Origin of the sequence: Amycolatopsis sp. NPDC059657, assembly GCF_042734395.1 — a bacterium.
Lineage (GTDB): Bacteria > Actinomycetota > Actinomycetes > Mycobacteriales > Pseudonocardiaceae > Amycolatopsis.
In genome coordinates this window covers 1-21,386 of sequence record NZ_JBHWEB010000148.1, presented here as the reverse complement: position 1 = coordinate 21,386, position 21,386 = coordinate 1, and the positions used below count along the sequence as shown (strand labels likewise).

Here is a 21,386-nt window from a genome sequence, read left to right as displayed (position 1 = left end):
GTTCTAACCGCCGCAACGCTCACGAGCCCCTTAGCGAACCTTGCGGGCGACCCCGCCGATGGCCGTCCTGGGCGTCGAGCCCAGGTCGTCGGGGTGCCAGTCGCCGACCGGCACCAAGCCGGGCTCCACCAGCTCGAAGTCGCCGAAGAACGCCCGCACCTCTTCGGTGGAGCGCAGGACGCCCGGGGTACTGGAGCGCTTGCTGACTTCCTTCAGCTGCTGCAGCTGGCTCTTCGTGTCGGTCTCGGCCTCGGAGTCGGTCAGATGCGAGATCACGTACAACGACCCGACAGGCAGCAGGTCGCGGTAGGCGCGGATGGAACCCGCCACGCCGGTCTCGTCCGGCACGAAGTGCAGCACGGCCACCGTGAGCAGGCCGATCGGCTTGTCCGGGTCGAGTACGCCCGTCTCGAGCGCCGCCTTCCACACCTCGCGGGTGTTGCAGAGGTCGGCGTGCACCACGGCGTGGCGGTCCGGGTCGCCCTCCTCTTCGAGCAGGATCCGCGCGTGCGCGACCGCCACCGGCTCGATGTCGACATAGACGCACCGGCTTTCCGGGTCGAGCTCGTCGGCGATCTCGTGCACGTTGCCCATGGTCGGGATGCCGGAGCCGAGGTCGAGGAACTGCGTGACCCCGTTTTCCACGCAGTAGCGCACGGCGCGGCCGAGGAACGCGCGGTTCGCCCGCGCCGCCTGGCGCAGCTGCGGGTACGCCGCGAGCGCCTTCTCGCCGTACTGCCGGTCGATCGCCCAGTTCGCGGTGCCGCCGATCGCCCAGTCGTAGGCGCGCGCCGCGTTCGGCCGATCCAGATCGATGCCCGCCGGCGGGTTCTCGCGATTCATCCGTCTCCTCGGAAGTCGGTTCCGGGGATGATACAGACTTACGAGACTTCGGCCGCCGCTTCGTGCAGGAACCTCTAGAAGAGATGGAAGTCGTGTGTCGGGACCGGATAGATCGTCATCGTGACCTGCACCCCGCACGCTTCGCGTTCCTGGCGAGCAACTGGGCTTCCTGGAGCACGGCGTCGCCGGACGCCGCGTGGACGAGCAGTGGCGGTAAGCCGCTGAGGTCGGCCCGCTGCTCGGCGGGTGCCGCAGGGGTGGTTGAACGTTGTGAACGGGGCGTTCGCAACGCTGAGCGACGCATACGCCCCGTTCGTTCCGTCCGCCCCGCCCCATAAATCGGGCAAATACGACATTGCGGGGCAAAATTCCGCCGATTGAGTCCTTTGTGGACGTTAGATGCTTGCGGTCGGGCCACCGATGACGGCCCGGCCGACTCGGGTTTCATGTGCTCACGTGTCGATGGACGACGCAGGCCAAGCCTCAACTACCCAGCATTGGGTTCTAACCGGCGTAAACACTCACGACCCGCTAGGCGTCCTCTTTCAGCAGGTCGGCGCATTTCTCGCCGATCGCCATGGTCGTGATGCACGGGTTGACCGCGACCAGGAACGGCATCGCTGAGCCGTCCGCGACGCGCAGGCCGTCGACGCCGCGCACGCGCAGGCGGGCGTCCAGCACGGCCATCGGGTCGTCGTCGCCGCCCATTTTCGCGGTGCACGACGGGTGGTACACCGTGTTGTGCGTCTTGCGCAGGTAGTCGGCGATCTCGTCGTCGGACTGGGCGTCCGGGCCCGGCGCGAGCTCGGCGCCCGCCCAGTCAGCCAGCGCGGGCTGGCCGGCGATCTTGCGGGCGAGCCGGATGCCGTACGTCATCACGCGCATGTCGTGCGGGTCGCTGAAGTACCGCGGGTCCACCCGTGGCTTGTCACGGTAATCCCTGCTGCGCAAGCGAACCGTGCCCGTCGACCGGCTGCGCGTGACGTTCGGGGTCAGGCAGAAGCCGTTCTCCGTGGTGGGATAACCGTGGCGCAGCGTGTTCATGTCGAACGGCACGGACCCGTAGTGGAACATCAGGTCCGGGCGGTCGAGGCCGTCCTCGGTCGTCGTGAAGATCCCGATTTCCCACCACTGCGTCGATTCGGTGACCATGGGCTGCTTGGCGTCCCACTGGATCACGCCCTCGGGGTGGTCCTGGAGGTTCGAGCCGACACCGGGGGCGTCGACGAGCACGTCGACGCCGACGTCCCGCAGATGCTCGGCCGGGCCGATGCCGGACAGCATCAGCAGCTTGGGCGTGTCGATCGCGCCCGAGCTCAGGATGACCTCGCGCCGTGCGCGCAGCGGGACGCCGTGGATCAGGTCGTCGGCCAGGTATTCGGCGCCGGTGCAGCGTTTGCCGTCGAAGATCAGCCGCCGGACGCGGGCGCCGGTGCGGACGTCGAGGTTGGGCCGGTCCAGCACCGGGTGCAGGTACGAGACCGAGGCCGACGAGCGCGTGCCGTCCTCGCGGGCGTTGATCTGGAACCAGTTCGCGCCGTGGGTGACCGTCTTGCCCGAGTTGAACTCGGTCGTGGGGATGCCCGCCTGCGTGCAGGCTTCGAGCAGCGCGACGCCGGTCGGGTCGTGCGGCTTGACCGAGCGGATGGTCACCGGGCCGGAGCGGCCGTGATGGTCGCCGGGTCCGTCGTTGGTCTCGAGACGCTGGTACAGCGGGAAAATGTCGGCGGCGGTCCAGCCGGGCAGGCCGAGCGACGCCCATTCGTCCAAGTCCTCGGCCGGTGCCCAGAACGCGATGCACGAGTTGTGCGAAGAGCAGCCGCCGAGCACCCGCGCCCGGGCGTGCCGCAGGAACGAGTTGCCGGATTCCTGAGGCTCGACAAGGTAATCCCAGTCGTAGCCCGACTCCAGCAGTGCCATCCACTTGGTCAGCGAGAGCACCGCGTCATCGTCCACATCGGACGGTCCGGCCTCCAGCAGGCAGACGGTGACCGACGGGTCCTCGGTCAGTCTGGCCGCGACCACCGAGCCCGCCGTGCCGCCGCCGACCACGATGTAGTCGTACTCGTCAGTCACCCAGAACCTCCTCGATCGCCGCGTGGTCGGCCAGCACCCCGGTCTTGTGCCGCAGCACGAACCAGTAGTACGCGAACCCGACCAGTGCCACGATGCCGACGAACAGCACCGCGCCCCATTCCAGATACCAGTGATACGGCGGCGTCGCGTTGTAGACGTCGCGCCGAGGCCAAGCCAGGTTCACCACGACCGCGCCGCCCCACAGGACGCCGAGGATGTTGACCGGCAGGCCGAATTTGCCGAGAGAGAAGTACTTCTGGCCCTCCTGCCTGGGCGGCGGCCATTCGCCGCGCAGCCGCTTGAGCAGCATCGGCACCGTCACCAGCAGGTACGCCAGGTAGATCATGATGATGCCGATACTGGTGATCACCGTGAAGATCTGCGGCTGGTTGATGTTGACCACCAGTATCAGCAGCGCGAGCACGCCGGTGATCACCGCGGGCACCACCGGTGTCTTGGTCTTCGGCGACACGCGCGCGAGCTTCGACCCGGCCGGCAGGTTGTTGTCGCGGGCCATCGCGAACATCATCCGGATCGCCGCCGACTGCACCGCCAGGTTGCACACGGTGATGGCGATGGCCACCGCCACCAGGAAGATCTTGCCGACCGTGCTGCCCAGCACGTCGAGCACGATGAACTGCAGCCCGCCCGTGTCGATCGCGGGGTTGTTGATGTCGCCGACGGCCATCAGCGCGAGCAGCAGGATGAGCCCGCCGATCACGAAGGACGCGATCAGCGCCCGCATGATCGCCTTGGGCGCGTTCTTGCGCGGGTCGTGCGACTCCTCGCCGAGCGAGCTCGCCGTGTCGAAGCCGTACATGACGTACGTGGAAGCCAGTGACGCCACCAGGAACGCGCCGAAGTAGCCCCACGGCTGGCCCGCGCCCTTGTCGTGCGTCTCCAGCACCACGGACGGCTCGCGCGTGACGTTCACCGCCAGCGCGATGATCAGCAGCACCGCGGCGATCAGCTCGATGAACACGCCCACGCTGTTCAACGTCGCCATCAGCTTGACGCCCCAGGCGTTCACCAGCGTGGTGAACAGGATCAGCACGCCGCCGAGGATCACCGCGTTGACCGCGGGATCCGCCACGAACTGGAAGAACGACCAGATCTGCGGCAGCGTGATCTGATACGCCAGCGCCACCGCGGCGATGGTCACGATCGACGCGGTGAGCATCATCCAGCCCGCCAGCCACGCCACGTGCGGGCTGCCGAGTTTCTTCGACCAGTTGTAGATCGAGCCCGCGACCGGATAGTGCGCGGCGAGTTCGGCGAACGACAGCGCGACCATCAGCTGGCCGGCGAAGACCATCGGCCATGACCACCAATAAGCCGGGCCACCGAAGGAAAAGCCGAAGTAGAACAGCTGGAACGTGCCGGTCAGGATCGAGATGTAGCTGATGCCGGCTGCGAAGGTGTGGAAATTGCCGAGTGATCTTTCGAGTTCCTGCTTGTACCCGAATCCCGCGAGTCCGTCGTCAGTACTCATCTGGCGTCCCTTCGGCTAAGCAGACTCCCCGGAAAACCACCGCTGCGGAGCGGGCTTGAGGTTCTGGTAGATGTGCTTGATCTCCTGGTATTCGCCCAGCCCGGTCGGCCCGAGCTCGCGCCCGACACCGGACTGCTTGTAGCCGCCCCATTCCGCCTGCGGCAGATACGGGTGGTAGTCGTTGATCCACACGGTGCCGTGCCGGAGCCTGCCCGCGACGCGTTGCGCGCGCGAGGCGTCGTTGGTGAAGATGCCGCCCGCGAGCCCGTAGTGGGTGTCGTTGGCGAGGCGGACCGCCTCGTCCTCGTCGGCGAAGGTCTCGATGGTCAGCACCGGGCCGAACGATTCCTCGGTGACCGCGAAGCCGCCCGGTTTGACGTTGTCCAGCACGGTCGGCAGGTAGTAGTAGCCGTCCTGAAGTGCCGGATCGTCCGGCCGCTTGCCGCCGGTGAGGAGCTTCGCGCCCTCCTCGATCGCTTTGGCCACATAGGTTTCGACCTTGTCGCGGTGCGCGGCCGAGATGAGCGGGCCGGTCTCCGCGCGCTCGTCGAACGGTCCGCCGAGGCGGATGAGTTCGGCGCGGCGGACGACTTCGGCCACGAACTCGTCGTGCCACTCTTCGGCGACGATCAGCCGCGCGCCCGCCGAGCAGACCTGGCCGGAGTGGAGGAACACCGCGGTGAGCGCGTAGTCGACGGCGGTGTCGAAATCGGCGTCGGCGAACACCACGTTGGGGTTCTTGCCGCCGAGTTCCAGCGCGACCTTCTTGACGGTCGCGGCCGCCGCCGCGGCGATGATCTTGCCGGTCGCCAGCCCGCCGGTGAACGAGACCAGGTCGACGTCCGGATGCTCGGACAGTGGCGCGCCCGCCCGCGGCCCGGCGCCGAGCACGAGGTTGGCGACGCCGTCGGGCAGCCCGGCCTCCTGCAGGAGCTTCATGAACATGATGGCGGTGTGCGGGGTCAGCTCACTGGGCTTGAGCACGAAGGTGTTCCCGGCCGCCAGCGCCGGTGCGATCTTCCACACTGTCTGCAGCAGCGGGTAATTCCATGGGGTGATGAGGCCGCAGACCCCGATCGGCTCGCGCACGATCCGGCTGAACGAGTCCGCGCTGCCCGTGTCCACGATCCGCCCGGCGTCCTGGCCTGCGAGCTTGCCGAAGTAGCGGAGACAGGCCGCGATATCGGCCATGTCGTACTCGCTCTCGACGAGCCGCTTCCCCGTATCGAGTGACTCGGCGCGGGCGAAGCTGACAGAGTCGCGGTCGAGCAGGTCGGCGACTCTCAGCAGGAGGTTCCCCCGTTCGGCGGAGGAGGTCGACGGCCATGGGCCGGTGTCGTAGGCCACTCTGGCTGCCGTGATGGCCGCCACCGTGTCCTCGGGTACCGCCTCCGCGACCGTCGCGACCAGGGAATTGTCCGCTGGACAGCGAATCTCCCTCGTGTCGCCCGCCACTGAGTCGACCCAGCGGCCGCCAATGAAGAAATCCGCCATCAAGCCACTCCAAGGGCTCATCCGTCTACGCCGAAGGTGTGATTATCGCGGTCACCGTCGCACACCGCCACTCGTCGATAGACTGTGCGGACTAACAGGCGAGAGGTGAGGTGTGCCGATGCTGGAGTCCGTCAACGGACCGGCTGACTTGAAGCGGATGGATCACGAGCAGCTCGGCGGGCTGGCCGCGGAGATCCGTGACTTCCTCGTCGAGAAGGTCCGCCTCGCGGGCGGGCACCTCGGCCCGAACCTCGGTGTCGTCGAGCTGACATTGGCGCTGCACCGGGTTTTCGACTCGCCGCGTGACGCGATCGTGTGGGACGTCGGCCACCAGGCGTACGTGCACAAGATCGTCACCGGGCGGCAGGCAGGCTTCGACAAGCTGCGGCAGGTCGGCGGGGTCACCGGGTATCCGGCGCGCGACGAGAGCGAGCACGACTTCGTCGAGAACAGCCACGCCTCGACCGCGTTGTCGTATGTCGACGGTCTCGCGAAGGCTTTCAAGCTTTCGGGTGAGCGACGCCACGCGATCGCCGTCGTCGGTGACGGCGCGCTCACCGGCGGTATGTGCTGGGAGGCGCTGAACAACATCGCCGCCGACCGCTCGCGCCCGGTCATCATCGTCGTCAACGACAACGGCCGCTCGTACTCGCCGACCATCGGCGGCTTCGCCGAGAATCTGGCTTCGCTGCGGCTGAAGCCCGGCTACGAGCGTTTCCTCGACATGGGCCGCGCGATGCTGCAGCGCGTCCCGGTCGTCGGGAAGCCGATCTACGCGGCGCTGCACGCCGCCAAGGCCGGTCTCAAGGACGCCGTGCTGCACCAGCCGATGTTCTCCGATCTCGGCATCAAGTACGTCGGCCCGGTCGACGGGCACGACCTCGTCGCGCTGGAGAAGGCCTTCCAGCACGCCAAGAGCTTCGGCGGCACGGTCATCGTGCACGTCGCGACGGAGAAGGGGCACGGCTACGAGCCCGCCGTCTCCGACGAGCACGACCAGATGCACCAGACCGACGCGATCGACCCCGAGACCGGGCTGCCCCCGGTCAAGGGTCCGAGCTGGACCGGCGTGTTCGCCGACGAGATGGTCAAGATCGGCCACGACCGCGACGACGTGGTCGCCATCACCGCGGCCATGCTGCGCTCGACCGGGCTGCACAAGTTCGCCGAGGCGTTCCCCGACCGCTGGTACGACGTCGGCATCGCCGAGCAGCACGCGGTCACCTCCGCCGCCGGGCTCGCGATGGGCGGCAAGCACCCGGTCGTCGCGATCTACTCGACGTTCCTGAACCGCGCGTTCGACCAGCTGCTGATGGACGTCGCGCTGCACAAGCAGCCGGTGACGCTGATCCTCGACCGCGCGGGCATCACCGGCCCCGACGGCAAGAGCCACCACGGCATGTGGGACCTGTCCCTGCTCGGCATGGTCCCCGGCATGCACGTCGCCGCGCCCCGCGACGCCCTTACCCTGCGCGAAGAACTGCGCGAGGCAGTGTCCATTTCGGACGGCCCGAGCGCACTGCGCTTCTCGCGCGGCGGCGTGGTCGACTCGGTTCCGGCCGTCGAGCGCGTCGGCGTCGTCGACGTTCTGCGCCGCCCGGCGGCGTCGGCCGAGGCCGACGTGCTCCTGGTCGCGGTCGGCGCGTTCGCGAAGCTCGGTCTCGCCGCGGCGGACCGCCTGGCTGACCAGGGCATCGGCGTGACGGTCGTCGACCCGCGCTGGGTGCTCCCGGTGCCCGGCGAGCTGGTCGCGCTGGCGTCGCAGCACAAGCTCGTGGTGACCGTCGAGGACAGCGGACGCCACGGCGGCTTCGGCTCGGCACTTTCGGCGGTCTTCCGCGACGCCGAGTGCGACGTGCCGTTGCGTGACCTCGCGGTGCCGCAGGAGTTCCACGAGCACGGCTCGCGCGACGAGGTCCTCACCCGCCTGGGCCTCACGGCGCAGGACGTCGCGCGCCGCGTGACGGAGTGGACGGCCAACCTCGAGCCCGCCAAGACCGAAGCCGAGGCCGAGGAGCCCGTGGCTTCCCAGGAGTAAGGACTCGTGAGTGGTATGGCCGGTTAGAACCGGCCATACCACTCACGACCCCAAGCAGCGGGTTAGCAGCTGTAGCGCTGGTAGACCTCGCGCGCCGAGTTGAAGTAGAGCTTGTCGTAGGTGAAGGGCTGGCCCCAGTCGTAGCGCTGGCCGTCGTCGTCCATGCGCGGGCTGTCGAACGTGGGGAAGTCGTGCGGTTTCGGCGGCGTCGGCACGAAGAACTCACCGGCGCCCGCGCCCGCCACGATCTGGAACCGGGTGTGCCAGATGTCGCCGCTGTGCGTGCTGTCGGTCCAGGTCCTGGCGCTCCAGTACCCGGTGCCGTCGGAGTAGAAGGTGAGCGTGCCGTTGATCTGGTGGCAGTCGCCGACCCGGAGCTCACCCCAGGTGAACCGCTGATAGGCGAGGCCCTCGGCGACCACGCCCGAGGTGATGGTCGGCTGGGGGGACGCCTCGGCGGCGGTGCTCAAGAGGGTGCCCGCCGCGGCGAGCACGGCGACGAAGACAGTCCGCACACGGTTTCTCATCATCATGTGCTCCACCCGACCAGAACGCCGCCAGCGCCCACAACGGACGATCGGGCGGGCTTATGGGTCGTGAGTGTTCCCGACGGTTAGAACCGTTGGGAACACTCACGACTCCCTTATCCGAAACTGGTCATCACGTGCTTGACGCGGGTGTATTCGTTGAACGCGTAGCCCGACAAGTCCTTGCCGTGCCCCGAATGACCGAAACCGCCGTGCGGCATTTCCGAGACCAGCGGGCCGTGCGTGTTGATCCACACGCAGCCGAAGTCCAGCTCACCGGAAACCCGGACCGCGCGCGAGTGGTCGTTCGTCCAGATCGACGACGCGAGTCCATAGGGGACACCGTTCGCCAGCGCGACGGCCTCGTCCTCGGTGGCGAACTTCTGCACGGTGATGACCGGGCCGAAGATCTCCTCCTGGACGATCTCGTCGTCCTGCGCCAGTCCCGAGATCACCGTGGGGGAGTAATAGAACCCGTCCGTCCCGTGCTGTGCGCCGCCGGTGTGGACCTGCGCGTGACCCGGCACGCGTGAGACGAGCCCGCGCACGCGCTCGAACTGCGGGGCGCTGTTGAGCGGGCCGTAGTCCTCGCCGGGGGTCTGCGCGGCGGCGGTCTTGGCCAGCTCGGCGACGAACTCGTCGTGGATCGACTCGTGGACCAGTACCCGGCTGCCCGCCGTGCAGTCCTGGCCCGCGTTGTAGAACGCCGCGCCGACGATGCCCTCGGCCGCCGAAGCCACGTCGACGTCGTCGAAGACCAGCAGCGGCGCGTTGCCGCCGAGTTCGAGGTGCGTGCGCTTGAGGTCGGCGGCGGCCACCGTCGCGACGTCGATGCCCGCCCTCGTCGAGCCGGTGATCGACACGAGTTCGGTGATCGGGTGCTTGACGAGCGCGCGGCCGGTGTCGCGGTCGCCGCAGAGCACGTTGAACGCGCCGGACGGCAGGAATTCCGACGCCACCTTGGCCAGCAGCACCGCGGTGCTCGGCGTGGTCTCGGCGGGCTTGAGCACGACGGTGTTGCCGGCCGCCAGCGCGGGCGCGATCTTCCAGACGCCCATCATCAGCGGGTAGTTCCACGGCGCGATCTGCGCGCAGACGCCGATCGGCTCGCGCCGGATGACCGAGGACAGCCCCGGCGAGTACTCACCGGCGGCCGTGCCTTCGAGGTGACGGGCCGCGCCCGCGAAGAACCGCAGCGCGCTCACGCACTCCGGGATCTCCTCGTCGAGCACGACCTGGCGGATCTTGCCGGTCTCGCGCACCTCGGCGTCCGCGAACTCCTCGGCGCGGGCCTCGAGCGCGTCGGCGATCTTGAGCAGCGCCAGCTGCCGCTGCGCCGGGGTGCTCTTGCGCCACACCTTGAACGCCCGGCCGGCCGCGGCGAGCGCGGCGTCCACATCGGACTGTTCGGAGAGGACGCTGGCGCCGAACACCTTGCCGGTCGCCGGGTCCGTCAAGGCCAGTTCACGAGCACCTGCGGCGGGGACTTCCTTGCCGTCCACGAAGTTCAGAACAGTCATCACTTCTCCAGATGGGTCGCGGCGAACATCTTCAGCAGCGCGGGGAGCACGACGACGCTCGGGCCGGGCGTGCGCAGCGCCTTGCCGAGATCAGTGCCGATATCGTCCAAAGTGGACAGCTGCGCGTCGACGCCGAACGACTTCGCCAGCGCGACGAAATCGGGCCGTGACAGCTCGGTCGCGGTCGACTGGCCGAACGCGCCGGTCAGGTACTCGCGGAGGATGCCGTAGCCGCCGTCGTCGACGATCAGCCAGGTCACGTCCAGCTCGTGCTGCACTGCCGTCGCGAGCTCCGCGACGCCGTACATCGCGCCGCCATCGCCGGACACCGCCAGAGCCGGGCCGCCGGTGGCGACCGCGCCACCGAGTGCGCCCGGCAGGCCGTAGCCGAGCCCGCCCGCACCCTGCGAGGTGTGGATCGGCGCGTTGTCGGAGTTCCAGGCCGACCAGGCCCAGTAGGCCGCGATCGTCATGTCCCAGAAGGTTTGCGTGCCCTCGGGAATAGCGGCGCGGATGTCGGCGATGAGCTTGCGCTCGACCTCGAGCGGCTGAGCGTCCAACCGGGATTTGACCTTGTCGAGCACCTCGGCGACGGCCGCTTCGGCGCGGCCGTCCGACCGGCGCATCGGCACCTGCTCCAGCAGCGCCTCGAGCGTGAGCTTGATGTCGGCGTGGATGCCCAGCCCCGGGTAGTTCGACTCCAGCTTGTACAGATCGGCGTCGACCTGGATCATCTTCCCGCGCGGGGTGAACTCGCGGTAGTTGCTCGACACCTCGCCGAGCCCGGAACCCAGTACCAGCACCACATCCGCGTCCTGCAGGAACTCCGTGCTGTGCCAGTCCTCCATCCACGACTGCGCGGACAGCGGGTGATCCCAGCCGAAGACGCCCTTGCCGCCGAACGTCGAGAACACCGGCGCGCGCAGCGCCTCGGCCAGCGCCGTCAACTCGGCCTGTGCCCCGGAGCGCGACGCGCCGCCACCCGCGAGGATGACCGGATTCTTCGCCGCGCCAAGGAGTTTCGCGGCTTCCTCGACCAGCTCGGGCAACGGGGCGAGCGGGGCGGGAGCGACGCTGACCGACGTGATCCGCGGCATCGCCGTCGCCTGCAGCAGCACGTCCTGCGGGATCTCGACCCAGGCAGGGCCGTACGGCACGGTCGCCGCCGACTCCCACGCCTCGCGCAGCGCGGTCGGGATCTGGCTCACCGTGCGGACCACGTGCACCGACTTCACGACGTCACGGAAACTCGCCGCCTGGTCCGGCAGTTCGTGCAGGTAGCCATGCCGCCCGCCACCGAGTCCCGCGACCGGGACCTGGCTCGAAATCCCGAGCACCGGCACCGACGCCGAGTGTGACTCCTGCAGCGAGGCCAGCGTCAGCAGCGCGCCCGGCCCGGTCGAGACGATCATCGGCGTGACCGGAGCCGGCCCGCCCGGGTTGGCGGCCATCAGCGCGCGGGCGTGCCCGTCGGCGGCGAACGCCAGGTTGTTCTCCACCCGTGAGCTGATCACCCGCAGATCCGGCGCGCGGCGCAGCGCCTCGAACAGGCCGAGCGCGTGCTGGCCAGGCAGGCCGAACACCGTCTCGGCACCGAGCGCGCGCAATGTCTCGACGACCACGTCGCCGCCGATGCGTTCCTCAGTCATTCACTTCCCCAAGCTCAGCAGGCTCACCAGGTCATATGCCACGTGTGAAGCCGCGATGGCGGTGATCTCCGCATGATCGTAAGCGGGCGCGAGCTCGACGACGTCGCCGCCGATGAGGTTCAGGTCGCGCAGCCCGCGCAGGATCTCCAGCAGCTCGCGGCTGGTCATGCCGCCCGCCTCCGGCGTGCCGGTGCCCGGCGCGTGCGCCGGGTCGAGCACGTCGATGTCGATCGAGATGTAGAGCGGCCGGTCGCCGATCCGCTGGCGCAGCGCGTCGACCGTCTCGTCGATACCGCGCTTGAGCACGTCACCCGAGGTGACGATGCCGAAGCCGAGACGGCGGTCCTCTTCGAGGTCGCGCTTGCCGTAGAGCGGGCCGCGCGTGCCGACGTGCGAGAGCGCCTCGGTGTCGAGGATGCCCTCCTCGGACGCCCGCCGGAACGGGGTGCCATGCGTGTACGGCGCGCCGAAGTAGGTGTCCCAGGTGTCGAGGTGCGCGTCGAAGTGCAGCATGGCGACCGGGCCGTGCAGCTTCGCCGCGGCCCTGAGCAGCGGCAACGCGATCGTGTGGTCGCCGCCGATGGTGACCAGCCGCGTGCCGTCCGCCGTCATCCGCTCGGCGGTGTCCTGGATGGTCTCGATCGCCTCGCCGATGTTGAACGGGTTGACCGCGATGTCGCCCGCGTCCACCACCTGCTTCTCGGCGAACGGCGAGACGTCCAGCCCCGGGTGGTACGGCCGGAGCAGGCGGCTCGCCTCACGCACCGCGGCGGGGCCGAACCGCGCGCCGGGCCGGTACGAGACACCCGAGTCGAACGGGATCCCGACCACGGCCACGTCCGCGCGCTCGACCTCGTCCATCCTGGGCAGGCGGGCGAACGTCGCGAAGCCGGCGAACCGGGGCACCTTCGACGAGTCAACGGGGCCGATCGGGCTCTGGTCAGGCACTGTGTCTCCTGGTTCTGGTTGTCGGATCAGACGGCGGCTTTGGCCGCTTCTTCTTCGTCGGCCGCACTGCCGTTCAGGCGGCGGGTCCACACACTCAGGATGGCCTCCGGCGTCCGCGGCGTCAGCAGGCTGACCAAGACATAAGTCACCAGGCTCGCGCCGAGTCCCCAGTAGATGGGGCTGTTCGCCTCGACGCCGTCTCGGATCATGAAGACGATCACCGCCACGGTGCCCACGATCATCGAGACCACCGCGCCCTGGCGGGTGCCGCGCTTCCAGAACAGCGCGCCGATGATGGCCACCAGCAGCCCGCCGACGAGGATGTCGTACGCGATGGTCAGCGCGCTGACCACGCTGGTCACCAGCATGGCGATCCCGATCGCGAGGATGCCGAGCACCAGCGTGGTCATCCGGTTCTTGTGGACGTCGTCGTCGGTGGCAGCGGACTTGCGACGGAACTTGGCCATCAGGTCGGAGGTGCTCACGGTCGAGCAGGCGATCAGCGCGCCGCTCGCGGTCGACATCATCGCGGACAGCGCGGCGGCCAGCACGAGACCGCGCACCCCGGTCGGGAGCAGGTCCTCGACGATGGTGGCGAACGCGTCGTCCTTGCTGGCGAGCGCCGGGTAGAGCGACTTCGCCGCGGTCCCGATCAGCGCACCCGAGACGGCGTAGACCAGGCAGTAGACGCCGGAGATCAGGCCGCCGCCGGTGGCGATCTCCGGGGTGCGCGCGGTGAACACGCGCTGCCAGATGTCCTGGCCGATCAGCAGGCCGAAGCCGTAGACCAGCAGCAGCGTGACGATCGTTTCGCCGCCGATGGCGGTGAACTCGAAGTAGCTCGCGTCGAGCCGGGCGCGCATGCCGTCGAAGCCGCCCGCCTTGGTGAGCGCGACCGGCAGGAGGATGAACAGGATGCCGATCGTCTTGATCACGAACTGCGCGATGTCGGTCAGCGTGATCGACCACATGCCGCCGAGCACCGAGTAGAGCACCACGATCGAGCCGCCGATGAGGATGCCGATCTTCGGGTCGACGTCGAACAGCACCTTCACCACGGCCGAGAAGGCGAGCGTCGAGGTCACGGTCAGCATGAGCGTGTAGCCCCACATGACCACGCCGGAGATGGTGCTGGTCGAGCCGCCGTAGCGCAGGTCGAGCATCTCGCCGACGGTGTACACGCGCAGCTTCACCAGCCGCCGCGCGAACGCCGCGTGCAGCACGATGATGCCGATCCCGATCGAGAGCACCAGCCACGCGCCGGAGATGCCGAACTTGTAGCCGAGCCCGATCCCGCCGATGGTCGAGGCGCCGCCGAGCACGACGGCCGACATGGTGCCGGAGTACATGAACCAGCCGAGCCTGCGGCCCGCGACGAGGTAGTCGGACTTGGTCTTGGCGAGCTTGAGACCCCACCAGCCGATCCCGATCATGCCCACCACGTAGAGCGCGATCACCGCGTAGTCACCGGCCACGGTGTTCTCCTCACTGCTCGGTCCTGCTTGTTCGGGTCACCGTAGGGTCGGCGTCACCATGAGCGACATGGGACGTTTCATCCTGTGTGGCGTATCTTCGAGTCGAAATGACCACAAACCTGGACTCGATCGCTTCTGACGTAAATGTCCCGTTACGGACGGTCGCCGGCAACTTGGACCTCGGGCTCCGGTTCGTCACCGAGAGCCTCCGTCCGGGTGCGCTCGACCTGCCGGTCCGCTGGGCGCACGTCAGCGAGATGCGCGAGCCGGGGCCGTACCTCCTGGGCGACGAACTGCTCCTGTCGGCGGGCGTGAACCTGTCGTCCTCGCCGGAGGAAGTCGATCTCTACGTGCGCGGCCTGAGCGCGAGCGGGATCACCGCGCTCGGCTTCGGCCTGACCCCGGAGCTGTTCCCGGCGCTGCCGGACCGGCTCCGGCGCTCGTGTATCCGCCATGGCCTGCCACTGCTCGTCGTCCCGCCGCGCACCCCGTTTCTGGCGATCAGCCGCGCGGTCGCCGACGCGCTGAGTGACGCCTCCCACCGCGAGCAACGCCGCGTGGCCGACGCCCGCGAAGCCCTCACCCGCGCGGCGGGCGACGGCTTGGGCGAATTGGCGACGACCCTGTCCACGCGCATGGACGCCTGGGTCGCGCTGGTCGACGCCTCCGGTGAGTTCGCCGCGGATCGCGGCGCGCCCCGCCCGCTGCCACGTGAAGTGGGCGAACTGCTGGCGACGTTGCGTGCCGGTTCGGGCATCCGCATCGCGACGACCTCGCTTCCGGACGGGACCTTCGTCGTCGCGCAGCCGGTCTACCCGCAGGCGACGGCCTCGCATCTGCTGGTGACCGGGCGTGCGCAGCGTTTCGACCGCACCGACCGCGCGATCCTCGCGGTGGGCGCGGCACTGCTTGGTTTGGCCGGACGCGCGGGCTCGGACGCCGCTGCACTGGGCGCCGTCGCGACGACTCTGCTGCTGGGGCGCGCTTCGGGGATCGGCGAATCCCGGATCGTGCGCGGGATCGCCTTCCGCCGCGGTCCGGACGAGGTCGCGTCCCGCTACGACTGGCTGCGTGCCCGTCTCGACACGCCGTTGGTCGAGGTGACGGACGGCGGCTTCGTCGCGATCGCTTCCACCGCCCCGGATTTGGACGATCTCCGTGCGCACGGCTGGCTGGCCGTGGTCGGGACGGCCGTGCCCGCCTCGGGCTTGCCGGACGCTCTCGCCGAGTCGGAGGCTTTGCTGGACCGGGCACGGGCTTTGCAACGCCCTGTCGTCGCGGATGCCGCCGGGCTGGGGCTGGCGTCGTTGATCCCGCCTGCCGCCGCCGGCGGGTTCGCGGCTTCGGTTCTGGCGCCTTTGCGGGCGCTGGACGAGGCTCGGGACGGGGAGCTGGTGGAGACCTTGCGGACCTGGCTCGCCCACCATGGCGGGTGGGATCGCACGGCCGTGGCTCTGGGCGTGCACCGGAACAGCGTGCGGCACCGGATCGGGCAGATCGAGCGGGCTTTGGGCGTCGACCTGGCCGACCCGGAGACACGGATGGAGCTGTGGTTCGCGCTTCGCTGGGCATGACCGGCTGGGCGGCCGTTGCCGGCGGGGCCAGAGGTTGTGAAGGCTCCCCTCACCCAAGCCGCCTGTGAAGGGAGCCTTCACCCAACCTGCTTGTGTGAAGGCTCCCTTCACGCAGCCAGGCTTGGTGAAGGGAGCCTTCACAAGGTCGCCCGACCAAGGCCGGGAACCCCAAGCCCGGCCAGTGACATGGCCGACACTCACCCGGGTGTCAAGTCCTTAAAGGTCACTCTCAGGAAACTATGGCAACGTAGTGGCGTGCGGATTCTGGTAGTGGAAGACGAAGAGCCCTTGGCCGACGCGATCGCCCGCGGTCTGCGGCGCGAGGGCATGGCCGTGGACATCGCGCTCAACGGCGACGACGGGCATGAGAAGGCGACCATCACCCGGTACGACGTGGTGTTGCTGGACCGGGACCTGCCCGGCATGTCCGGCGATGAGCTGTGCCGCGAGATCGTGAGCTCGGGTGAGCTGACGCGCGTGCTGATGCTGACCGCGAGCGGGTCCGTCTCCGACCGGGTCGAGGGGCTTTCGCTCGGCGCCGACGACTACCTGGCCAAGCCGTTCGCTTTTCCTGAGCTGGTCGCGCGGGTGCGTGCGCTCGGGCGGCGGGCCACGCCTGCCGCGCCGCCGCTGCTGACCGCCGGTGATGTCGAGCTCGACCCGGCCAAGCGGACCGTGCGGCGCAGTACCGGACCGGTCGATCTGACGCGCAAGGAGTTCGGCGTGCTCGAGGTGCTGCTGTCCGCGGCCGGGTCCGTGGTCTCCAGCGAGGAGCTGCTCGAACGGGTCTGGGACGAGAACGCGGACCCGTTCACCACGACCGTGCGCGTGACCGTGATGACCTTGCGCAAGAAGCTCGGTGAACCCGGGATCATCGAAACCGTCGTGGGGTCCGGCTACCGGGTACCCGCGACGGGTACAACTGCGGGGTGAAACTGATCCCGGTGCGGGGCCTGCGAGCCCGCATCACACTGCTGGCCACGGGCCTCGCCGCCGTCGCCAGCCTCGGCCTGCTCTGGCTGGCCTGGAAACTCGTCGGCGACGCCGTCGCCGCCGTCCCGCAGATGCCGCCGGGCACCGCGGTCCGCGTCGACGGCGTCGACGTCGACGCGGCCGCGCTCGCCGACCATCTGCGCAGGCACGCGCGGGCGAACGTGCTCGTCTTCGGTTCGATCGCGTTCGTGTTCGTGGTGACAGCGACCGGGATACTCGCCTGGACGTTCACCTCGCGCGTGCTCCGGCCGTTGCGTGACATCACCGGCGCCGCGCGGCGCCTGCAGGTGGAGTCGATGGGGGAGCGCATCGGCTCGCGCGAGTCGCGGGGTGAGCTCGCCGAGCTCGCGCACACCTTCGACGACATGCTCGACCGGCTGCAGTCCGCGTTCGACGCGCAACGCCGGTTCGTCGCCAACGCCAGCCACGAGCTGCGCACCCCGCTCGCGGTCATCCGCACCGAGCTCGACGTGACGCTCGCCGACGACGACGCGGACGAGGCCGAGCTGCGCCGGATGGGCGGGGTGGTCAGGGAGGCGACCGAGCGGGCCGGTCAGCTCGTCAACTCGCTGCTGCTGCTCGCCCGCACCGATGGGGCGGGCCTGGTGGTCCGCGAACCGGTCGACCTCGCCGCCGTGGCCGGAAGTGCTTGGCGCGCGGTCGAACGCGAGGCGGAGCACCGGCATCTGCGCGCGGAGTTCAGCACGCCGTCCGCCGGGGTGTTCGGCGATCCCGCGCTGCTGGAACGGGTCGCGGGGAACCTGCTGGAGAACGCGGTGCGGCACAACGTCGAGGGCGGCTGGCTGGATGTCACCGTGCTCCCGAGTCCACAGTGGTCAGTGCTGCAGGTGCGTTCTTCCGGCGGCCTCATCGATCCCGCGATGGTGGAGGAGCTGTTCGAGCCGTTCCGCCGCGCGGGTGTCGCGAGGACCGCGCGCAACGGCGCCGGGCTCGGCCTGTCGATCGTCCGCGCCGCCGTGCAGGCGCACGGTGGCATGGTGACGGCCGAGCCCGTCGTCGGCGGCGGGCTCTCGGTGACGGTCCGCTTGCCCGCCCTGCGCTGACGCCCTACTTGCCAGCGAGGCGCTCGACCAGCGGGGCGAACTCCTCCATGAACGCGCCGTTCACCGTCACATAGGAGACACCGAAATCGTCACGCCGCCGTTCGAGCTCGGCGGCCATTTCGTCGACGGTGCCGCGCAGCATGGTCAGCGAGTCGTGCTTGATCAGCGTTTCGATGTCGGCGCCGATGAAACTCTGGATCCACGGCGGGATCTCCTCGCCGACCACGAAGATGTTCATCGCGTACTCGAGCTCGCGCTCACCCGCCGCTGTCCTGATGTCGTCGATGATCGCCTTCGCCTCGGCACGGGTCTGCAGCGTGTCGAACGACAGCATCGCGATATCGGCCCGGGCGGCCGCCAGCGCACGGGCTTTCGGGCCGCGCGCGGAGATCATCACCGGCGTGTGCGCCTCGCCGTCGAGCCGCCGGACGTGATCGATCGTCGTGCCGATCTGCTCCAGGCGTTCCGCCGCGTTGCCATACGGCAGCCCGAGTTCTTCCGCTTGTTCGCGCATCGACGGCAGCCCGGTGCCGATGCCCAGCTCGAACCGGCCGCCGGTGAGCAGCGAAAGACTGTGCGCTTCCCACGCGGTCGCGCGCGGCGTGCGCAAAGGCCCCGCGTACACGAAAGTGCCGACTCGCAGGCTGGTCGTGGCGCCCGCCGCGATCGCGAGTGACACAGAGGGGGACGGTAGATGGAGGTTGTCGGGCGTCAGCAAGGTCGAGTAGCCCAGCTCCTCCGCGCGGCGCGCGGTGGCCAGCCACTGGTCAGCGCCGCTCTGCGCGGCCGCGACGACTCCGAACCGGAATGCCATTTTTCCATCACCCCAAGGAATTCGACTCCTTCCAGTATGTCGAAAACGCGGCGCTCATGGGGTGGTGAGCGCCAAGCCCGCGCGCAAAACGCCTGCCGCGTGCTGCAAAGCCACGCGCGCGTCGGGGTCGACGCCCGCGCGGCTCGCGAACCCGTGCAGCAGGCCTTCGTGCCGCCGGAGAACGACCGGGACACCGGCTTCGGCAAGGCGGCGCGCGTACGCCTCGCCCTCGTCGCGCAGCGGGTCGAAGCCGGAAGTGGCCACATATGTCGGTGGCAGGCCTTCGAGTTGCTCGTCGTAGAGCACGGACGCGCGCGGGTCGCGGCAAAGCGCTATGTCGACTAGATAGCTGTCGCGATACCAGTCGCGTTCCTCGGTGTCGAGCCGGAAACCGAGCCCGAACAGCTCCTGCGACGCGTGGGTGCCGAACGCGTCCGTCGCCGGGTTGAGCAGCAGGCTGAACGCCGGGCACGGGATGTCCCCGCGCGCGCCGGCGTGCGCGACGACCGCCGCGAGATTGCCGCCGCACGAGTCGCCGCCGACCGCGATCCGCCTCGGGTCCGCGCCGAAGTCCGCGTAGTTCGCGGACACGTGCTCGAAGGCGGCGAGCGCGTCCTCGACCGCGGCGGGGAAGCGGTTCTCGGGCGCGAGCCGGTAGTCGACCGAGATGACACGGACACCCGCTTCGGACGCCAGATACCGGCACGCGCCGTCGTGCGTGTCGATGCTGCCCAGCACGAAGCCGCCGCCGTGGAAGAACACCAGCGCCGGGCCTGGCTCGGCGTGCCCATACGGTTGGTAGAGCCGCAACGGGATCTCCCCGCCGGGTCCCTTGCATGACGAATCGGTGGTGCGCACCCGCACGCGGATGCCCGAACCGGCCAGCACGCCTGCCGCGTTCAGCTCATCGCGGGCCCGTTCGACGCTGCCGTTGGTGTGCGGGTAGTCGAACGGCGCCAGCTTCGAGATGCGGATCATGACCTGCGCCGTGGTCGCCAGCCGCTGCCCGTCGATGTCGATGGGGCGGCCGGCGATCACGCGCAGTAGCGGTTCCGGCAGGTTCAGCAGGAACCGCAGCGCGGCCATCATCGCGCGCAGGAAGAGGCGTCTCGGCATGCGCCCGAACTTACCCTCAGCGCACGTCCACGAAGATCGGGTTGGCGTAGCACCACATGTCTTCGTAGGGGTTAGCCTCACCGACCACGTCCGCGATCGGCTCGATGCCGCCCGCCGCGTGCCGCTTACCGTCGGTGCCGCGGACACGGACATAGAACGGCTCACGCACGTTGCGGAAGGTGTGGCGGAAGGTGACGTGCCTGCCCGGCGCCCAGCGCGGCTCGAACGACTCGACCACGCGGGTACCCGGCGCGGACACGGTGTCGGGCTCGCATTCGCCGGTGACCGGGCCCGAGATGAGGTCGAGCCTGGTCAGCTTGGGGATGGACCCGCCGCCGTTGGGCAGGCTCGCCAGCCGCGCCGAGACGACCACGGTCACGGAATCGCCGCGCCGCACCCGCAGCCTGCCGCCGAGCGTCGCCGTGTCGCCCCAGCCGCCGCGCGCCCCGATCTCGAGCGCGTCGACCAGCCCGCCGTGGTTGACCCAGACGCGGCCGGCGCGCAGGCCTTCGAGCACGCCCTCGTAGCTGCGGCGCGTGGCGCCGACGTAGGTCCGGCTGAACTCGGCGGGGTAGAAGTCCGCGTACGGCGGGAAGAACTGCTTGACCCCGGTCTCGATCGGGTCGGGGTACTTGCCGGTGCCGTCGTACCAGCCGTCCGGCACCTGCGGCCGGACGAGTGTGTCGCCGCGTCCGTAGTGCACGTCGGAGTTGCTGGTGATCCACCACGGCTTGCCCTCGGCGAGCATCGAGTCCCACAGCCCGCCGACCTTCGCGACCGACCAGTCGAACCCGCCGTAGGTGCGGTACGCCTCGGCCGGGAACCCGGCCCACGAGTTGCCGCCGGGGGAGTTGCCGTAACCGCCGCGATGCCCCTGGCCGTTGCCGAGCGGCACCGGGAAACCGTCGGCCTGCGCGCCGGGCGCGCCTTCCATGCCGATGACGATGCCCGGCGCCGCGTCACGGAGCGCGCGCAGCTCGTGCGGCGCGACGCGGCCGTTGCGCAGCGGGTGGTTGATCAGCACGACCGGCGCGTGGATCTGCCCGGTCCGCTCCTGCTCGGCGAGCCAGCGGATGGCGGCGAGCGCCTTGGCCTCGTTCGCCGGGGTGCCCGCCTCGGTGCCGGTCAGCCGCCAGTCGAAGTTCCGCTCGAACTCGCGCAGCTTCGCAGCCTGGTTCGCGCCCGCCTGGAAGAACAGCGTCGCGTGCTCGGCGCCCGGCACGTTCCACTCCATGCCCTGCCACAGCAGCGTGTCGCGGTACTTCCGTTGCGCGGCAAGGACATCCTTGCTCGTCGATTCCACGGAGGACTTCTCGTGGGTCGCGTGCCCGTGGTCGGTGATGACCATCCAGTCCGCGCCGTACCGCCGCCCGCCGCCGACGATCCGGTCCACTGTGTACATCGCGTCGTACGAGTACTGGGTGTGGATGTGGTGGTCCCCGACCAGCCACTGGTATCTCTCCCGCCCGAACAGCAGCCCGAGATCGAGATCCAGCTCGATCCCGGACGCGCCGGCGGGCCCCGCCCCGAGCATGGGCGCACCGGCCGCGGCCGCACCGAGCAGTCCCGCCCGCTTCAGGAATCCGCGGCGGTCCACGTTCTCGCTGGTCATGTCACTCCTGCTGCCGAGCCGATGAAGTCGGCTGGACGCTAAACGCAGCCAGTGAACGGACGGTGTCGTGCCGGAGAACGTCTATGCGCTGGTGGCTATCTGTAAGCAGGCTCACCCAGGGGTCGTGAGCGTTGCGGGCGGTTAGAACCTG

The 21,386-nt window shown here is 69.3% G+C and carries 16 protein-coding genes; 4 read left to right on the top strand and 12 right to left on the bottom strand.

The window, feature by feature from the left end; all coding sequences use genetic code 11:
• Positions 1-30 precede the first annotated feature (30 nt).
• From ACFV15_RS42715 to ACFV15_RS42700, 4 genes are all read right to left on the bottom strand, one after another.
• Positions 31-843, bottom strand: coding sequence for an SAM-dependent methyltransferase (locus tag ACFV15_RS42715; protein ID WP_378358493.1), 813 nt, complete (start codon positions 841-843; stop codon positions 31-33).
• Positions 844-1,374: 531 nt separating this feature from the next.
• Entirely contained in the window at positions 1,375-2,919 is a 1,545-nt protein-coding gene (locus ACFV15_RS42710; RefSeq protein ID WP_378358491.1) for a GMC family oxidoreductase, read from the bottom strand.
• On the bottom strand, positions 2,912-4,411 hold the full coding sequence (locus ACFV15_RS42705; protein WP_378358489.1) for an APC family permease: 1,500 nt from the start codon (positions 4,409-4,411) through the stop codon (positions 2,912-2,914). The genes ACFV15_RS42710 and ACFV15_RS42705 overlap by 8 nt, the downstream gene beginning before the upstream one ends.
• Before the next feature lie 15 nt (positions 4,412-4,426).
• Positions 4,427-5,905 (bottom strand): aldehyde dehydrogenase family protein, encoded by a 1,479-nt coding sequence (locus ACFV15_RS42700; RefSeq protein ID WP_378358488.1) that lies wholly within the window; start codon positions 5,903-5,905, stop codon positions 4,427-4,429.
• A 118-nt stretch (positions 5,906-6,023) separates the two neighbouring features.
• Between ACFV15_RS42700 and dxs the strand changes: the two genes are divergently transcribed.
• Positions 6,024-7,943, top strand: coding sequence for a 1-deoxy-D-xylulose-5-phosphate synthase (gene dxs / locus ACFV15_RS42695; protein ID WP_378358486.1), 1,920 nt, complete (start codon positions 6,024-6,026; stop codon positions 7,941-7,943).
• A 62-nt stretch (positions 7,944-8,005) separates the two neighbouring features.
• On the opposite strand, the gene ACFV15_RS42690 is transcribed toward dxs, so the two are convergent.
• From ACFV15_RS42690 to ACFV15_RS42670, 5 genes are all read right to left on the bottom strand, one after another.
• Positions 8,006-8,458 (bottom strand): DUF6294 family protein, encoded by a 453-nt coding sequence (locus ACFV15_RS42690; protein ID WP_378358484.1) that lies wholly within the window; start codon positions 8,456-8,458, stop codon positions 8,006-8,008.
• Between the two features lie 128 nt (positions 8,459-8,586).
• Positions 8,587-9,993, bottom strand: coding sequence for an aminobutyraldehyde dehydrogenase (locus ACFV15_RS42685; protein ID WP_378358482.1), 1,407 nt, complete (start codon positions 9,991-9,993; stop codon positions 8,587-8,589).
• A complete protein-coding gene (locus ACFV15_RS42680; protein ID WP_378358481.1) occupies positions 9,990-11,639 on the bottom strand; it encodes a thiamine pyrophosphate-binding protein in 1,650 nt (549 codons plus the stop codon). The genes ACFV15_RS42685 and ACFV15_RS42680 overlap by 4 nt, the downstream gene beginning before the upstream one ends.
• Positions 11,640-12,587: an agmatinase gene (speB, locus tag ACFV15_RS42675; RefSeq protein ID WP_378358479.1), complete on the bottom strand. Its 948-nt coding sequence runs from the start codon at positions 12,585-12,587 to the stop codon at positions 11,640-11,642.
• A gap of 26 nt (positions 12,588-12,613) precedes the next feature.
• Complete coding sequence (locus ACFV15_RS42670; protein WP_378358477.1) at positions 12,614-14,062, bottom strand: sodium:solute symporter; 1,449 nt, start codon at positions 14,060-14,062, stop codon at positions 12,614-12,616.
• A gap of 107 nt (positions 14,063-14,169) precedes the next feature.
• Between ACFV15_RS42670 and ACFV15_RS42665 the strand changes: the two genes are divergently transcribed.
• From ACFV15_RS42665 to ACFV15_RS42655, 3 genes are all read left to right on the top strand, one after another.
• On the top strand, positions 14,170-15,636 hold the full coding sequence (locus ACFV15_RS42665; RefSeq protein ID WP_378358476.1) for a PucR family transcriptional regulator: 1,467 nt from the start codon (positions 14,170-14,172) through the stop codon (positions 15,634-15,636).
• Between the two features lie 255 nt (positions 15,637-15,891).
• Positions 15,892-16,569 carry a response regulator transcription factor gene (locus tag ACFV15_RS42660; protein WP_176968780.1) on the top strand — a complete coding sequence of 226 codons (678 nt, stop codon included), beginning with the start codon at positions 15,892-15,894 and terminating at the stop codon, positions 16,567-16,569.
• Positions 16,566-17,693, top strand: coding sequence for a sensor histidine kinase (locus ACFV15_RS42655; protein ID WP_378358475.1), 1,128 nt, complete (start codon positions 16,566-16,568; stop codon positions 17,691-17,693). The genes ACFV15_RS42660 and ACFV15_RS42655 overlap by 4 nt, the downstream gene beginning before the upstream one ends.
• Before the next feature lie 4 nt (positions 17,694-17,697).
• On the opposite strand, the gene ACFV15_RS42650 is transcribed toward ACFV15_RS42655, so the two are convergent.
• The 3 genes from ACFV15_RS42650 to ACFV15_RS42640 are packed head-to-tail and all read right to left on the bottom strand — an operon-like array spanning position 17,698 to position 21,235.
• The gene (locus ACFV15_RS42650; RefSeq protein ID WP_378358474.1) at positions 17,698-18,507 is read right to left on the bottom strand and encodes an LLM class flavin-dependent oxidoreductase; all 810 of its coding nucleotides are present in this window, start codon (positions 18,505-18,507) and stop codon (positions 17,698-17,700) included.
• A 54-nt stretch (positions 18,508-18,561) separates the two neighbouring features.
• Positions 18,562-19,623 (bottom strand): alpha/beta hydrolase, encoded by a 1,062-nt coding sequence (locus ACFV15_RS42645; RefSeq protein ID WP_378358472.1) that lies wholly within the window; start codon positions 19,621-19,623, stop codon positions 18,562-18,564.
• A gap of 16 nt (positions 19,624-19,639) precedes the next feature.
• Positions 19,640-21,235: a twin-arginine translocation signal domain-containing protein gene (locus ACFV15_RS42640; protein WP_378358471.1), complete on the bottom strand. Its 1,596-nt coding sequence runs from the start codon at positions 21,233-21,235 to the stop codon at positions 19,640-19,642.
• Between the last annotated feature and the right edge of the window lie 151 nt (positions 21,236-21,386).